This is a genomic window from Novosphingobium sp., from assembly GCF_965228995.1.
In the GTDB taxonomy this organism is placed as follows: Bacteria; Pseudomonadota; Alphaproteobacteria; order Sphingomonadales; family Sphingomonadaceae; genus Novosphingobium.
In genome coordinates this window covers 2,153,645-2,169,321 of record NZ_OZ245852.1, presented here as the reverse complement: position 1 = coordinate 2,169,321, position 15,677 = coordinate 2,153,645, and the positions used below count along the sequence as shown (strand labels likewise).

The window sequence follows — 15,677 nt, the reverse complement described above, 5'->3', positions numbered from 1 at the left end:
GGTGCGGTCAACGAGGGCCGCTGCGGCGGGCCGCCTGCCGCTTGCCCAAGACGCCCATCATTCCCCGATCGCTTCCTGAATGGCATCTAGCAAATCCTGATGGCGCACGGGCTTGGTCAGAAACTCGCGCGCGCCTGCCTTCATCGCGCGCACCGAGGTATGGACATCCGCATGTCCGCTGATGAAAATGACCGGCGGCTGGGTTCCGTCACGAACCAGCTCGCTGTTGAAGTCGATACCGCTCATCCCGGGAAGCCAGACATCGAGCACAAGGCATGCCGGCTGCTGCGGCGAGGGACGATCCCGGAATTCCTGCACCGAGCCATAGCTCTCGGCGGCAATCCCGGCTGACAGGAGCAGCCCTTCAAGCGCTTCGCGCACGCCGAGATCGTCATCAATGATGGCCACTGTCCGCGAGCGGGCGGACCCGGCCGGAACGCCGCAGGCAGGAGCGGTTGCGGGCGCATGGACGACCTGCATGTCGGGAAAGGGCTCCGCAATCAGCAGATAGCCCCTGCCCGGGATCGTCTTGATCACATCGCGGTCATCGCCAAGCGCGGTTCGCAAGGTTGCCATCTGGAAGCGAAGGTTGCTTTCCTCAACGGTCGTCGATGGCCAGACATGGCTGAAGATTTCGGCCTTGGTCACGATCTGCCCTTGCGATCGCAGCAGCACGACCAGCAGATCGAATGCACGGCTGCCGAGTTCGATCGGAGCCCCGTCCGCCAGCAATTGCCGCGCATTGGGCAAGACGGTAAAGCGCCGAAACCGCAGGACCGGGTCCGCCCTGACGCCGTCAACGCCGCTCTCCCTCGAAGGCAGAACAGCCGTGTCAGCGGCTGCAGGTGCTGGTTGCTGCTGCTCAAGCATTGCGGCCTCGCTGTGTTGCCGGGTCGGAGCAGGTGCTGGCTTCAGCGGTCATGCCCAAGCGAAGCCTGCTGCATCGACTCAGCGCTCTCCCGATAACCAACGTTAGCGTGCTGCTATGCATGCCTGCAATCATCCCCTCGGCGGCTCCGCCTAGCCCTCATGGCTAGTCAGGCTAGACTTTGGTCGGAGGTGGTATCGTCCTTCTTTTCAATCCGGCATGACCAGCGCCGCTAGCACTGATCATTCGCCTGACATTTCAAAGCGATTCCCGCGCGCAGTACAGATGGAAAATGGGAGTCTAACAAAATATAACCCACCCTAGCAGCCGCTAATTCACGCTGCACCGCCCTCCCGATTAGGCCTTGAAATGCCATGCTGGGGGAGTTTCCGTGCGCGCAAGAGACACATCTGACGGCCGTCGCTCCGCAGCCCGCGAAACGCGCTTCCGCGCAGCCTGCCTGCTTGTTCTGGCATGGGGCCTGATCGAAAGCTCCGGCGAGGCGCTTGCCAAGGATAGGCCCGCACCCGGAACGACCGATCAGGATACAGCTGCAAACATCGTCGTCACGGCCCGCCGGATCGGCGAAAAGGCCGAGCGCGTCCCTGTCGCCATCACCGTGGTGGACGGAGCAGCCATCGACCGGCTGGCGATCAACACGCCGCTCGATCTCAACAAGGTCGCCGGGCTTGGCGGCGCGCCGATCGGAGCGCTGACTTCGGTGAACTTCACCCTTCGCGGCCAGGGCACCGCGTTTGCCGGACAGCCCGGTGTGATCCCCTACTTTGCGGAAGTACCCAGCGTACCGCTGACCTATTTCGATCTCGCCAACATCCAGGTCATCAAGGGCCCGCAAGGCACTCTCTTCGGCCAGACATCAACCGGCGGTGTGGTTCTTTTCGAACCCCGGCGCCCGACAAGCGGATTTGGCGGATATCTCTCCGCTGAGGCCGGAAATCGCGGCTACTACCAGCTTGAAGGTGCCATCAATCTTCCCGTCATCGACGACCGCCTGATCGCCCGCGTGGCGATTCAGGTGCGCAATCGCGATGGGTGGATCAAAGGCATCCACCCCAATGGAACGACCTCCGACCTCAACAACCTCGATAACGCCAGCCTGCGGGTGTCCACGATCTGGCGGCCGACCGATACCATTGAAAACTACACCGTGTTCGCGGCTGATCGCATCCGGAGCAATGGCACCGGCTCTCCGCTCTACTACATCGACCCCCGCTTCATGAACCCCGCGGTACGCAATCTGGCGCCTGCCAGCGTGCCCTCGATTGCCGCTGCCTACGAATTCTGGACCGGCTCCGCGCCCCCGGCGGGGCAGACCTTCGCGCAGTTGCTTTCGGGCGCTTTCGCAAAACAGCTCGCTGCCGGACCGCGGACGATGTTCACCGACTATGGGCTGACCAACGAGACCAACAACCGCAGCGTGATCAACCAGACAACGTGGGACGTTTCAGACAGCTTGCGATTCAAGAACATCTTCGGGCTGCGCTGGCAAACCGTGCAAGGGGCGACCTATGATCAGGACGCGACCAGCTTGCCGCTGCTCGATTTTCAATGCCGCTTCACGCCGGGGACGACCAGCGCCGCCGGCACGTGCGCCAAGACCGGCGGCTGGCCCGAACGCACGCTCACCGACGAAATCCAGCTTCAGGGCAAGGCCTTTGCCGGGAAGCTGCAATGGCTGCTGGGCGGGTTCCTGCTCGATGGCGGATCGCGGACCTTCCGGGAGAGCAGCCGGCCCTTCATCGTCTTCGGCTCGCTTTCCGGCGATCCGGCCAGCGCCGCCTTCTGCGCCTCGGTCAACGTGGCAGCCCCGTGCGCCTCGATGGCCCGCACCACCATCCGCAGCCACGCCGTGTTCGGCCATGCCTCGTTCGCCGTGCTGCCCAACCTGCACATAGCGGGCGGCTATCGCGAAACCTGGGACTATACGCGCACCGATACGACGGCCAAGGCGAGCTACCGCGTGCCATTCCACGGCAGGCAGATCGCCGTCCCCGTCTATGGCGAGATGCCCGCAGCCGGCGCGGGGATCGTCAGCACCGTCGTCGATCTGCCGGCCAACGGATCGTACGATGTCTCGGTCGATTGGCAGGCAAGCGACAACGTCCTGTTCTATGCGGCGCATCGCAGCGGCTACAAGACGGGCGGCATCAATGCCGTCGCCGATCCCGGAAGCTCGCAGCGGACATTCGGTCCCGAACGCGCGCGGGATTTCGAAGCGGGGATCAAGAGCAAGTGGTCGCTTGGTTCGATCAAGGGGCAGATCAACGCGGCCTACTACCACACGTGGTACGCGAATATTCAGGAGGGCGAGGTCATACCGGGTACGGCGCAGACCGTGACCACCAACCTCGCCAACGCCAGGATCGACGGGGTCGAGATCGAAGGGTCGGTTTCGCCGGTCAGCTGGTTCACGCTGGCTGGCAATCTGGCCTACACCAACGCCCGCTATTCGAACTGGTCAGAAGTATCGAATTGCAGCGCTCAATTCTGGCGGCCCCAGTGCGCCGGTCTGGCACCTTCGACGCCGGTCACTATCGATCACGCTGCAGGCCTGCTCACGATTGACGGCAAAGCCATCGCCTTCACGCCAGATCGCTTTGCCAATACGTCAAAGTGGCAATGGTCCATCCGCCCGTCGCTGCAGTTGCAGCAATGGCTGGGGCAGGACATCACGCTCGCCGCGAACATCTATCACCGCGGGCCCTACGTCGATGCCGTAGCTGTGGCCAATACCTCCAAGCTCGCGGGAGTTCAGCCGCTGATCCAGCCGACCGTATTCGGCTACGCGACGAGCGATCCCTACACCGCCCCGGGCTATACCATCACCGATCTACGCATCGATTGGCGCCGCGTCGGCGGATCGCGTTTCAGCCTTGCGGCGGGCGTTACAAACCTCGCCGACAAGAATTACAGGGTCAGTTCGGCAAGCGCCTTCGAGATCATAGGGGATGTCTACACCCTCACCGGCGAACCCCGGATGTGGTTCACGCAGCTTGCCTTCGAGTTTTGAGCAGGAGCTTCAGCTGACCAGCAGGTCGGCCAGACGCACAAGCTCGATCAGCGAGCCGGCCTGCATCTTGCGCATGATCTGGCTGCGGTGCAGCTTGACCGTGGCTTCGGAGATGCCGATGCTTGCCGCGATCTGGCGGTTCAGCTTTCCGGTAATCACCTCTCTCATCACCGCACGTTCACGCGGCGTCAGCAGCGCGTAGCGGGCATGCGCGTCCGCGGTGCGCGCCTCCTCGGCGCGGCGCTTGCGGTTCGCTTCGATGGCGCGCTGAACGGCCTCGAGCAGTTCCTGTTCGCGTACCGGTTTGGTCAGAAAATCGATGGCCCCGGCCTTCATGGCGCGCACGGCCATCGGGATATCGGCATGCCCGCTTATAAACACGATCGCCCGGCGCGTGCCGGCCCGCGCAAGCTCCTCGATGAATTCGAGCCCCCCTTTGCCCGGCAAGCGGACATCGACGACAAGGCAATCCGCCCGGTCGCCGTCAGCCGCGGCAAGAAAAGCATCGACCGAGCCATGCAGGTCGGCGGTGAGGCCGATCGACTGGAACAGCCCGCCCAAAGCCTCTCGCACGGCCAGATCGTCATCGATGATGGCAACGATCTTGCCGGCGGCTTCAGCCTGCGTTTGCAACGGCCTGCTCCTCGACCAAGGCAGGCAGAGTAAATGCAAAGGTCGCGCCTCGCGGCCGATTTGCGCTGACCGTCATCCGCCCCCGGTGCGCTTCGATGATCGACCGGCAGATCGAAAGGCCCATGCCGATGCCGCCTGCCTTGGTCGTGAAAAAGGCTTCAAACACCCGGTCCTTCAAGGCTGGGTCCAGCCCCTTGCCCGTATCAGATACCGCAATGGTGAGTTCGCCGTCGCTCCCCGCGCTCGACTGGATCACCAGCTTGCGCACCCGGCCGCCCGACGCGCTCATCGCCTCGATCCCGTTGAGGACCAGGTTGAGAATGACCTGCTGCATCTGCACCCGGTCTGCATGCGCGCAGCCAAGCGTGCGGTCCAACCGCGTTTCAACCGTGATCTTGTTCCGATCAAGCTCGTTGCGCATCAGTTGGACGACCTCGAGGATCGCGTCATTGAGGTCGAGCGCGACCATCTCAGGGGCCGCCTTCTTGGCGAGCGCGCGAATGCTCGCGATCACGTCGCCGGCGCGGTGCCCGTCGTTGATGATCCGCTCCGCGGCACGGCGCGCCTCAGCAACATTGAGCCGCTCCTCCGCCAGCCACCTGAGGCAGGTCGCCGCATTGGTCACCACCGCCATCAGCGGCTGGTTGACCTCATGCGCGATCGACACCGAAAGCTCGCCAAGGGCGGTTATCCGCGAAACCCGCGCCAGTGCCTCCTGAGCCTGTTCCGCCCGCCGGAAGTCCTCGATATCCACGGCTGTGCCATACCATTTGACGATCGCGCCGCTTTCATCGCGCATCGGCTCAACACGGAAGAGGAAGCGCCGAAATTCGCCATCAAATCGCCGGATCCGCGCCTCGACTTCGCCCGACACACCGAACGCGAGCAAGTTCTGCCAGCGATCACGGACCCGCCCGATATCGTCGTGGTGATAAGTCCCCGGCCAGAAATCCCCTGTGGTCGCTCCGGGCACCTCGCTCCCGCTGTAGTCCTTCCACTTCTTGTTGGCGATTTCGAAGCGTCCATCGGGAAATGCACGCCAGGCGAGCGTGGGGATCATATCGAACGACTGGCGCAATTCGTCGCTCACGCGCCGAGCCCGGTCGCGCGCAAGCTTCGCTTCGAGAAACAACCCCGCATTCTCGATCGATACCGCCGCCGGTGAGGAAAGCATCTGCAGGATGCCGAGGCGGGCGGGCGTGAAGACATGGGAGGACAGCGAGTTTTCGAGATAGAGGACCGCAACGAGCTGGCCTTGCTTCACCAGCGGCAGGCACAGGATCGAGCGCGGTTTGGCCGCGAGCAGGTAGACGTCGCTCGAAAACATGCTGGGGTGGAGCGCATCGTCGAGGATCACCGGCTCGAGCGCGCGCACGACGTAGTTCAGCATGGACAGCGGCAATTCGCCGGCAAGCTCGCGCGAGGAGCGCAGCTCCACGACTACGCCGTCACGTCCGGTCGTCGCCTCAGCCGCAATCTGCATCTCGCCTTCACGCTGCAAGAGGAGGACACCTCGCACTGCGCCCGCCTGCTCAACCACGGTCGTCATCAATTGTTCGATCAGCCGGTCCAGCACGATTTCTCCGGAAACCGCGTGGTAGATGTCCACGAGCGCGGACAGATCGAGATTGTCCGCGAGGGCGCCCGATGAGAGCGCGCTCGCGGCCCGGCCAGTATCTTCGCGGCCCAATCCTGGATGCAGCCGATCAAGCTGGGCAACCTTGCCGTCGGCACCCCAGCGCGCATAGCAGGCGCGCGCCTTGCGCAGATAGGTTTGCGCAATGGTGCGGAAGTCGCGCGCCTCATAGAAGCGTGCCGCCAGTTCGTACCCGAGCGCCTCCATCGAAACCTGGCCATCCCGCGCAGCCGCGCTGATGGCATCTTCATACAAGCGCTGTGCCGCAAGGTCGCGGTCTTCCAGACGCGCGATCTCTGCGGCCAGCAAGGCGGCGCGCGCTGCGAAATTTGCCGCGCACAGACCGGCCCATTCCGACAATTGCTTCTGAGCGATTGCCAGTTCCGCCAACTGCGGCTTGCGCTCACCGGCCGGGACAGCGGTCAGCACAGCCGCCCGCGCGAGGGCTGCAAACAAGCAATACTCGGCGCGCTCGAACACCTTGATCGGTTCGATATCGCTGGCGAGCTGCTCGGACACTGCAAGGCAAGTCTGCCAGTCCCCCGCGAAATAGCGCATCTGCAACTTGCGGACACGGTAGCGCACCAGCGCGTGCCACAAGTGCGGAGATTGCTCGAGAAAGGCCTCATAGGCCTGCTCGTCGAAGTCGGCATAGCTGAATGAGCCGAACGTCTCGGTCATGCCCCGCAAACCGCGCACGATGGCGAGAATTCCGTTCACGAATTCCACCGCGAGCGAGAATTTCATCCGGGTCATCAGCGCCAGACCGGCCTCGGCAAGCCGGTGCACCTCGCCAAGGCTCCGCCCCCCGCCAAGCGCTGCAGTCAGCCCGGTCGACCAGGCATACCCGGCATAAGTGACACCGCCCTGCTCCCGCCCCATTTCCAGCGCGCGCATCGCAAGGTCAAAGCAATCGGCGAGCGGCAGGCTCCACGGGCCCACGGTCCCTGAGACGACGGCATAGATGCGCGCCGCGTAGCGATCGAAACCGCGCTCGTCCGCAAGGCGAAGCGCAAGTTGGCCGAACCGGTGGCCCGTCGCGAAATCCCCGAAACGCCAACCGAGAACGAGGCCGGCAAGGTTGGAAAAGATATGCGCGCTCTCGTGCGAGAGCCCATGCTCGAGGCTGATACTGGCCATCCGCAGGATCGTGAGGGTCTGCAGGTTCTCGTGATGCACGCCCGAGGAGATGATCAGCGATTCCAGCACGTCCATGACAAGGAGCCAGTGCGGATCGGTCATGCTCGGCAGTTCGAACAGGGACTCGACGGGACGGTCATTCAGGAGGCGGACAAAGCAGTTGTATTCATCATTGAGCTCAGCGGGTCCGGGGCTGACCGGAAGCACCAGACCGAGGCGTTCGGCGCAGGCGACCGCCAACGCCACGGCGGTCTCCCATTGGCCGAGATAGGCGCAAACCACCATCTGGCGGTTCACGATGCGAGGCTCGTCTGCCAGTTCGGTGCTGATCTCGGCAAGAAAGGCGAGGTTCTTCTGCGCGGCCTCGACATCCCCCGCCATGAACTTGCAGTCCGCGCGATGAAACATGAGCTCGAAGCTCAGCCGGTAATGCGCTGACCAGCTCGCCGGGCCAAGCAAGGTAAAGCCTGCATCCAGATAGCGCAGCGCCGTTTCGTAGGCGGCGGCAGCAATTGCCCGCTTGCCTGCTTCCAGATTGAGCTCGGCGACAAGAATCTGTTCTTCAACCGAGACGACAAGTCCCGCGGCCCGGTTGAACTGCCCGACGATCGTGAAGACCTCGTCCCCGACATCCGCCGCCGCCAGACCGCGGGTCAGCAAACGCCCGACCCGCAAGTGCATTTCTGCGCGGTCTTCCGGCGTAAACAGCGCGTAAGCCGCCTCACGCACGCTGTCGTGTGCGAAGTAATAGCTGTCATCGACCCGCAGCAGCAGGCTGTCGTACACAAAGATCTGGAGCGCGCTTTCAACCGCGGCTTCGCTCTGCGCCATCAGTTGCGCAAGTTGAACGACAGGCGCCGCAGTGCCGAAGCAGGCAAGTATCTTCATCACGTCCACCGCCGAGGCGGGATAGCGGCCAAGCTTGGCGACGATCAGATCGGCCACGTTGTCGGTGATGAACGCGGCCCGGATCCGCTGCAGATCGAAGGTCAGCCTGCCAGAGCCGTCGTCCAGTCGCAGCAAGCCCTCTTCGTGGATCGAGGCAAGGAACTGCAGGAGGAAGAACGGATTGCCCTGCGTCTTGGTGTAGACCAGATCGGTCAGCGGCGCGATTTCGTTCGGCGCAGCGTTCACTGCGGCCGCGGTCAATTCGGCGGCCGCCGCGCTTGTCAGGGGAGACAGGTCGATCTGTCTGAAATTCCCGCGCGCCCTTGTGATCGCCGAAAGCAAATCCTCTAGTGGATCGGCCGCCTGAAGTGCTTCGCGGCGATAGGCACCAACAAGCATCAGGCTCGGGATCGGCTCTTCCGCCGCCAGCTTTTCAAGCAGGTCCTGGGTGGCAGCGTCGAGCCACTGCAGGTCATCGAGGAAAAGAATGAGCGGGCGATCCGGCTGCGCGAAGGCGCCGACAAAGCGCCGAAACACCAGATTGAAACGGTTCTTGGCCTCCTGCGGCGAGACCATCGCGAGTGGCGGGGTTGGTCCGATCACGTGCGACAGACTCGGGAACAGATCGGCCATCAACTGTCCGTTGACGCCGACCGCCGCGCTCAGCACCGAGCGCCAGCGCGCCAGTTCCGTGTCGCTTCCGGTCAGGATCTGCTTGAGCAGCCCTTCGAACGCCTGCGACAGCGTCGCGAAGGGAACGCTCCTTTTGTATTGATCGAATTTGCCCGTCGCAAACAACGCCCCGGATGTTTCCAGCGTTCGGCCAAATTCATGGACAAGGGCCGATTTTCCCATGCCGGAATGGCCGGAGATAATGACCATCTCGAACTGGCGATGCCTGGCGACATGCTCGAAAGCATCGACCAGCGAAGCAAGCTCGGCCGCTCGCCCATAGAGCTTGCCCGGTGCAAGCAGCCGCTGCGGGCGGTCGTGCGCGCCGATCCCGAACGGCTTGATGGCCCCCTTGTCGCTGAGGTCGGCAAGGCATTGCTGAAGGTCGCGCCGGACCCCGGAGGCGGTCTGGTAGCGCTCGTCCGGATCCTTTGCGAGCAGCTTCAGAATGATCGCATCGACGAGCGGCGGCACCCCGTCCATCCGCGTACACGGCGGCGGAGGCTGGCGCGCGATATGGCAATGGACCCAGTCAGCCGGGTCGATGGCGTTGAACGGCAAGGCGCCGACCAGCAACTCGTAAAGCGTGACGCCCAGGCCATAAAGGTCGCTGCGCGTGTCCACCGAACGGTTGGTGCGCCCAGTCTGCTCCGGCGCCATATAGGGCAGCGAGCCGACTTCGCCCACCACGCCCGGCAGCGGCTGGCGCTCCCGGGCGTGGTGCCTGGCAAGACCAAACCCGGTCATGCGGACGCCGCCGGCTTCTTCTATCCAGAAGTTGCCGGGGTTGATGTCGTTGTGGATCAAACCACGCGCGTGCACCGTTTCGAGCGCGCGCGTAATACTGATCGCCTGCTTGAGAAACGGGATGACCAGGCTGGGTTTCCCGACCATCCTGTCGCTGGGCTGCCCACCGGGATCGCGCAGCAGCAGCGCAGGCTGTCCTTCGTGGCGGACCAGACGGATCGGCAGCAGGGCCCAATCGGGATCAAGCCAGGCCCGCATCGAATATTCGCGTTCCAGCCGCAGTTGCACCGATCCGGCAGACGCGCGCGCGCCGGGGGTTCGCACCAGAACCTGCGGCGTCCCGCCGGGCCCGCGCGCGCGGAACAGGGCAAACCCGGAGGTTTCCTGGATCTTCTCCAACCGATAGTCCGACAGGTCCATTGCGTGAGGCCCCTCGTCCACGTGTGCGCGAAGACTAGCGCAATTCCGGTGCAGGCCCGCCCGCTTTCAATCGAAGCTCGCACAGACTAACACCTTCTAACATTTACACCCCGCTGCGAAAACGGGCTCGCCAAGGGCCACCATCATCGCCCGCGGCAAATGCCGAGCGGCAGTATCCGGTCTGGACGGTGACCGTGCATTCTCGAAATATCCAGCTTTACTATACCCTTATCTCGATGTCCGTCGAAAAATCCGTCGGACAGGGTTCGCCAGCCGCAAGGGCAAAGGGACAAGGTGATGAAGGTAACGGTCGAAGATGGCACCTTCGCCAGTTTCGTTGCACGCCCTGCCGTTGCTCGCGCTTCGGGTGGTTCTGTGGTCGTCTTGCACGAAAGCTCGGGATTGAACGACGATATCAGATCAAAGTGTGAGGCCGTAGCTGCGTGCGGATTTCTGGCCATCGCTCCCAATCTGTTCTGGCGCGAGGAGCTCGGGATTGACACGCTAGCGAAGCCGGAACGCGAAAACAGATCGGGCACGGATCATTCGGTCGCATTCGATCACGACCGGGGCGTGAATGACATCGCGGCCGTTGTTCGGGCCGTGCGGGAAACCACGAATGCATCGGCAAGAATCGGTGTCATGGGCTTTGGCCTCGGCGGGTTACTGGCCTATCTCGCCGCTGCCCGCCTTCCGATTGACGCGGCTGTTGTCTTTTACGGCCCAAGGATCGAGCGGCATCTTGCCGAAGTGATCAGGATATCGATCCCCCTGATGATGCATGTCGGCAGTGAGGACGCCCTCGTCACCCCGGCTGCGCTTGTGGCCATCGAGCATGCCCTCAGCCACAACGCAAACGCCCAGATCCTGCGCTATCCTGCCAGCGGCCATGCCTTTGCCCGGCAGGCGGGCGCGCACTACAACGCCGAAGCTGCGGATCTGGCCCTAAACCGCACCACCGCGTTCCTGAAACTGCACCTGGCCTGATTGCAGGGCGACTTGCTTCCGTGTCTACAAGGGCGACGCGGGCAATCGGCCAGGCGGGTGCGCCGGAGCGCGGAATTTAGGCCGGACTAAATGGCGGAGCGGGAGGGATTCGAACCCTCGATACGCTTTTGGCGTATACTCACTTTCCAGGCGAGCGCCTTCGACCACTCGGCCACCGCTCCGCATGCACTGGAAGCGCGGGCCCTAACCGCATGGAAGCGCTTTCGCAAGCGCGCGAAGGCTGGCAAAGTCGGTTTCATGAAACACGCGATACTCCTTTGCTCCGCCTTGCTCAGCCAATGCGCCGCCACAGCAGCCCCTGCCCCGAAGCAAGGGCCCGCGCTCGCCCCGACCGAGATCGTCGCAGCCGCGCCCGCCGCAGACTGGGCACCCATCGCACCGTCCGATCTGCTGGTGATGGACCTTGCTCCCGATGCCAAGGGCGCAGCGCGGCGGGTGGTGATCCAGCTGCTGCCTGCGCCGTTTTCGCAAGGGTGGATCGGCAATATCCGCAAGCTGGCGGCGGCGAAGTGGTGGGACGGCACGAGCGTCAACCGCGTGCAGGACGGCTATGTCGTGCAATGGGGCGATCCGGATGGCGAGGACAAGACGAAGGCGAAGCCGCTGCCGCCGGGGCTGAAGGTGGTGCCGGTGGGAGAATACGAGGGGTCCCCTCCCCAAAAGTTCGAAGCGCAACTCGCCACATCTTTTCGGACCCATAAGAGCGATGATGACTACTATTCCCCACCGATATTCCAAACGAGGGTGGGCGAGCTCCAAGTTATTTATGACGGTTTTCCAATCGGGATAGGGGAGAACCGCAAGGCTCCAGCCATTTGGCCCATCCACTGCTACGGCACCGTTGGCGTCGGCCGCGATTATCCGCCCGATACCGGCTCGGGCGCCGAACTCTACGCCGTCATCGGCCAGGCCCCGCGACAGCTTGATCGCAACATCGCCGTCGTCGGCCGGGTGATCGAGGGGATGGAGCACCTCTCCAGCCTGCCGCGCGGCACCGGCGATATCGGGTTCTACAAGACGGCGGAGGAGCGCACCCCGATCCGCGCCATCCGCATCGGCACCGATGTGCCCGATCTGCCGCGCTACCAGTATCTCTCCACGGAAAGCAAAAGCTTCGCGGCCTATGCCGACGCGCGGGCCAATCGGCGCGATGCGTTCTACATCCGTCCGGCGGGCGGGGTGGATATCTGCAACGTGCCGGTGCCGGTGCGGCGGGTGAAGTAGACGCAGCCGCTCCCACCAAGAAAACCGTCACCCTGAACTTGTTTCAGGGTCCATTTCTCCGCCCGCGCGGAGGCTTGCGATGAGAGCACCTTGCCGCGCAGTTTGCCCTCTATCGGCAAACACCGCGCTTGCGGGACGATAGACCCTGAAACAAGTTCAGGGTGACGACGTGTGTGATGAGAGGCCGCTGTCCGCCTGCCCTCAGCCCAGCCCCAGCGGCGCGTAAGCGCCAAAGATCAGCTGCTCGAACACGCCGGTCCCTACCTCGCCCGCACTCGTCGTGACGCGGCAGACGATCTGCACATGGAAGTTGTCCATCCGCTTCGGATCGACCTCCGCCAGCACGATATCCTCGCGCTCCACTTCCAGCACGCCGTGATAGAGGCCATGCCCCCATTTGGGCGAAGTATAGCCCAGCCCGCGCATCTGGAACCGCACCAGCGGCTCGAACGTCAGCGTCAGCGGCTCATCCCCGCCGCCTATGGTCAGTTTGCCCCCCGCAGGCCACAGCGTCCCCGGCTGCAACGGCGCGTCGAGCTTCGCGGAGGGCGTCTCCGTGAAACCGTCATGCCCGGCCCCATCGGGCGCAATCACCGCGCGGGTGTTCCATGGGCTCCCATGCGCATCGGCGTTGATGTGGAAGAACACGCTGCGGCTGGGCAGGTTGATCGGCGTCCATTGCCAGAAGAACTGCGGCACCACGCCGTGCCCATGCGGCTGCGTGTCGCTCGTGCCGATGGGCCGCACGCCCCAGCTGCGATCGCGCGTGCCCGCCGTCCCCGGCTTCAGCACCGTGCGCACGCCGTCGATCTCCACCCAGCCGGTGTAGTGCCCGTTCTGCGTTGCCCGCGTGTAGTCCATGAAGGTGCGCGGGCCGATGCGGTGAATGAAGCGCGGTTCTTCGATGGGAAAGGCGCGCCCGGTGAACACGATCTCGGCGCGAATGCCCTCGCCCTCCACGCTGATCGAAAGGCGCTTGAGCGGCTCCTCCACGCGGATCGCAATCGGCCCGCACGTCAGGTCCAGCCGCTCCATCGCCAGCTCGCGCGATGCATGAAGCGAATGCTGCACACCATTGCGGATAAAGCAGAAATGCGCGTCCGCCACGTTCAGGTGCGGATAGATGCCGAAGGCCGCCGCGAAGAAATCGCTACCATCGGGCGCATAGCCGTTGAAGAAATAGCGGTCGTAGAAATTGCGGTCGGTGCCGGAATAGGCGACCGGCTCGGGCGTCTGGTGCAGCGGAAAATCGTCGCCCTTGGTCAGCATGTCTTCGTCTCCATCATAGCGTCCAGCGCGCCAATGCTATCGTGATCGAGCGCGAGTTCGGCCGCACCCCGCGCCATCGAAAGGAAGTTGGCATCGCCCCGCTCGGTGCGCACCACGAAGGCCGCGCTGAACACCGCGGTGAACAGCCCATGCAGCGCCCCGATACGGTAGCGCCGCAGCATGGCATCGTGCGCAATCGGCGCGCCGTGCCGCGCCATCTCCTCGGCATAGAGTGCCAGCAGCGCCGCCTCGTTAGGCCGCCTGAGCGCGCTGCCGATGCCGCAGCCCATGAAATAGCCCACATCGGTCATTCCGCAGCCGATGGCGCAGGTCTGCCAGTCGACGATGGCAATCGTCTCCGCCCCGCCCCCCACACCAAACAGCATGTTATCCAGCCGGAAATCGCCGTGGATCAGGCAAGGCTCCTCAGGCTGACGGCCGAGCCAGCGCTCCACCCGCGCATCGAGCTCATCGCACAGCGCCATGGCATCCGCCGCCAGTTGGCCTGCATACCGCTCGCGGAAGATCGCATGAGCCTGATGATAGAGCCGCCCGATCTCACCGAGCAGCCCCTCGCGCCCGTGGAGCCAATCCGCCCCGAGCACCGCCGGAAGGCCCCTCGTGGCGGCATGGAGCGCCGCCGCCTGCCGGATCGCCGCCTCGGCATCGGCAAGATCGCAGCCCTCAAGCTGATTGCCGCCCCGCTCCGGCGCCAGATCCTCGAACAGCAGCACGAAGTCCGTGCCTTCGGCGTTGATCTCGGCGGCGTAGACCTTGGGCGTGCGCACTGCGATCCCGGCGGCAAACTCGCGGTAGAAACCCACTTCCTTCACATAGAGCATCATCGCCGCCGCTGTGCCCCGGCTGGTCGGATCGGCGGAGGCAAACTTGCCCGCCAGCGTTGGCGGAGCTTCACAAGGCCGATCATACGTCAGGCTGAAACGCGCAGTATCGCCCACCTGCCCCGTACCGATGGCCACCCACGTGAAATCGGCAATCCGCGCCCTGTTGCCATCCGGGCCAAGCAGCCCGGCCTTGCCAAGCTGCGCTTCAAGCCATGCGGAATCCACCTCGCCCGGCGTGGTTGGAAATTCTGCCATCAGTTCTCTCTCCTGCGTCCAAGCTGGCAGGCAAGAGGGCACTTGGGAAGAGGCTTTAAGCGTCCGATTAAAATTCCAGGTTGTTGGCGCCTCAGCCGCTGCTAGAAAAGATCAAATGCTCACCATCGCCCCCATGTCCGCTTACCAGACCCACGAATTCGCCGCGATCTGGATTCCGTGGCTCGAAGGCATGGGCCGGGTGGTCGAAGCTGAAGATGCCGCGATCATGGCCGATCCCGCCACCTACTACCGCGCGAGCGGCGGTGAGGCCTTCCTCGCGCGGATCGGCGGGGAGACTGTCGGCGCAGTCGCGGTCAAGGGCCTCGGCGAGAGCGGCTTCGAGTTCTGCAAGCTGGTGGTGACGGAAAGCGCGCGGGGTTCAGGCGCCGGGCGCGCGCTGGTGCAGAAGTGCCTCGCTTACGCCGCCGAAAAGGGCGGCCCGGCGCTCTATCTGCAATCGTTCAAGGCGCTCGACGTCGCGCTCGGGCTCTACGAACGGATGGGCTTTGCCGATGCACCCGCGCCGCCGGGGATGAATGTCCTCGCGCGCACGCAGGTGATCATGGCGAAGGCGGTCTAGCCCGGCCGGCCAGGCGTCACTCGGCTGGAACGACCGGCGGTGCGCCCTTGTCCTTGACGAAGTAGGCCAGAAACCTGGCCGGTTTGGTCTTGCTGGCATTGCGGCCGACGACATGAATATCGCTGGGCTTTTCCATGAACGTCTGGCCGGGCTTCAGGGTCACTTCCGGGCCGCCCCGCACCTGCATCACCACCGAACCTTCGAGCACGTAGACATAGACCAGCGCGTTGTGGCGGTGGACAGGGTCCGACGCGCCCGGGGCGTACGTCACCAGCAGCAGCGCCGCCTCCTTGGCGCCGCCGCCCTCGATTTCGTCCTGCAGCAGCGGAGTGACCACGGCGCGCGCCGGAGCGCCTGCCGCATGATCCGGATGGGCCTGACCCGTTGACGGTGCCGCCAGGAGCGCGGCGGCAAACATCAAAGCTCTCTTCATCGATCAGGCCTTTCCGGTGGAACCGCCG

General features: G+C 64.0%; 10 protein-coding genes and 1 tRNA gene. 4 read left to right on the top strand and 7 right to left on the bottom strand.

Annotation, left to right across the window (positions count from 1 at the left end; translation table 11 throughout):
• Positions 1-57: 57 nt before the first annotated feature.
• Positions 58-870 (bottom strand): response regulator, encoded by an 813-nt coding sequence (locus ACO056_RS10200; RefSeq protein ID WP_421846315.1) that lies wholly within the window; start codon positions 868-870, stop codon positions 58-60.
• A gap of 389 nt (positions 871-1,259) precedes the next feature.
• Here ACO056_RS10200 and ACO056_RS10195 point away from each other — a divergent pair, with 389 nt between their 5' ends.
• Complete coding sequence (locus tag ACO056_RS10195; RefSeq protein WP_421846313.1) at positions 1,260-3,899, top strand: TonB-dependent receptor; 2,640 nt, start codon at positions 1,260-1,262, stop codon at positions 3,897-3,899.
• 9 nt (positions 3,900-3,908) lie between these two features.
• Here the strand turns inward: ACO056_RS10195 and ACO056_RS10190 are convergent, their stop codons facing one another.
• Together ACO056_RS10190 and ACO056_RS10185 are read right to left on the bottom strand one after the other, a co-directional pair.
• Positions 3,909-4,532 (bottom strand): response regulator transcription factor, encoded by a 624-nt coding sequence (locus ACO056_RS10190; RefSeq protein ID WP_421846311.1) that lies wholly within the window; start codon positions 4,530-4,532, stop codon positions 3,909-3,911.
• Positions 4,516-10,035 carry an AAA family ATPase gene (locus ACO056_RS10185; RefSeq protein ID WP_421846309.1) on the bottom strand — a complete coding sequence of 1,840 codons (5,520 nt, stop codon included), beginning with the start codon at positions 10,033-10,035 and terminating at the stop codon, positions 4,516-4,518. Before ACO056_RS10185 ends, ACO056_RS10190 begins: the two co-directional genes overlap by 17 nt.
• A 297-nt stretch (positions 10,036-10,332) precedes the next feature.
• Between ACO056_RS10185 and ACO056_RS10180 the strand changes: the two genes are divergently transcribed.
• On the top strand, positions 10,333-11,022 hold the full coding sequence (locus ACO056_RS10180; RefSeq protein WP_421846307.1) for a dienelactone hydrolase family protein: 690 nt from the start codon (positions 10,333-10,335) through the stop codon (positions 11,020-11,022).
• A gap of 91 nt (positions 11,023-11,113) precedes the next feature.
• On the opposite strand, the gene ACO056_RS10175 is transcribed toward ACO056_RS10180, so the two are convergent.
• Positions 11,114-11,204: transfer RNA gene (locus ACO056_RS10175), tRNA-Ser, on the bottom strand.
• A gap of 76 nt (positions 11,205-11,280) precedes the next feature.
• On the opposite strand from ACO056_RS10175, the gene ACO056_RS10170 reads away from it, so the two are divergent.
• Positions 11,281-12,267, top strand: coding sequence for a peptidylprolyl isomerase (locus ACO056_RS10170; protein ID WP_421846305.1), 987 nt, complete (start codon positions 11,281-11,283; stop codon positions 12,265-12,267).
• Positions 12,268-12,468: 201 nt separating this feature from the next.
• Here the strand turns inward: ACO056_RS10170 and ACO056_RS10165 are convergent, their stop codons facing one another.
• Both ACO056_RS10165 and ACO056_RS10160 read right to left on the bottom strand, forming a co-directional pair.
• Positions 12,469-13,536 carry a hypothetical protein gene (locus ACO056_RS10165; protein ID WP_421846303.1) on the bottom strand — a complete coding sequence of 356 codons (1,068 nt, stop codon included), beginning with the start codon at positions 13,534-13,536 and terminating at the stop codon, positions 12,469-12,471.
• The gene (locus ACO056_RS10160) at positions 13,530-14,636 is read right to left on the bottom strand and encodes a phosphotransferase family protein (RefSeq protein WP_421846302.1); all 1,107 of its coding nucleotides are present in this window, start codon (positions 14,634-14,636) and stop codon (positions 13,530-13,532) included. The genes ACO056_RS10165 and ACO056_RS10160 overlap by 7 nt, the downstream gene beginning before the upstream one ends.
• Positions 14,637-14,751: 115 nt before the next feature.
• On the opposite strand from ACO056_RS10160, the gene ACO056_RS10155 reads away from it, so the two are divergent.
• Positions 14,752-15,216 (top strand): GNAT family N-acetyltransferase, encoded by a 465-nt coding sequence (locus tag ACO056_RS10155; protein WP_421846301.1) that lies wholly within the window; start codon positions 14,752-14,754, stop codon positions 15,214-15,216.
• Positions 15,217-15,232: 16 nt separating this feature from the next.
• Here ACO056_RS10155 and ACO056_RS10150 read toward each other — a convergent pair whose 3' ends face one another.
• Positions 15,233-15,649, bottom strand: coding sequence for a cupin domain-containing protein (locus tag ACO056_RS10150; protein ID WP_421846300.1), 417 nt, complete (start codon positions 15,647-15,649; stop codon positions 15,233-15,235).
• Between the last annotated feature and the right edge of the window lie 28 nt (positions 15,650-15,677).